Genomic DNA, 351 nt, shown 5'->3' with positions numbered 1-351 from the left:
GCTGCTCACGCGCTCCGCGAAGGCCGGCGTCATCCTCGTCGCCTTCGTCGGGCTCCTCGCCATCCTCGGATCGTTCGGGCTGGGGCTGCTCTTCGATCCGGCCATCGCGATCCTCCTCGGCCTCTCCGTCGTCCCCGCGCTGGGTCTGGCCGCATACGTGTACGTCTCGGACGTCACGACGGCCGAACCGCTGTCGCTACTGGTGGCGACGTTCCTGCTGTCGATCCTCACCGCGACGTTCGCAGCGATACTGAACAGCGTGCTCCAGCCGTACTTCCAGCCGTTCGGCTTCCTCGGGATCGTCGTGTTCTTCTTCGTCGTCGTCGGCCCGATAGAGGAGTCGGTGAAGCT

General features: G+C 65.8%; 1 protein-coding gene. It reads left to right on the top strand.

Annotation, left to right across the window (positions count from 1 at the left end):
• A partial coding sequence (locus EXE44_RS18655; RefSeq protein WP_137718092.1) for a PrsW family glutamic-type intramembrane protease occupies window positions 1–351 on the top strand: 351 nt, incomplete at both ends.

This window comes from Halorubrum sp. SS7, assembly GCF_005435055.1.
GTDB classification, from domain to species: domain Archaea; phylum Halobacteriota; class Halobacteria; order Halobacteriales; family Haloferacaceae; genus Halorubrum; species Halorubrum salinarum.
The sequence above is the reverse complement of the archived record's forward strand: the minus strand, read 5'-3'. Positions and strand labels throughout refer to the sequence as shown.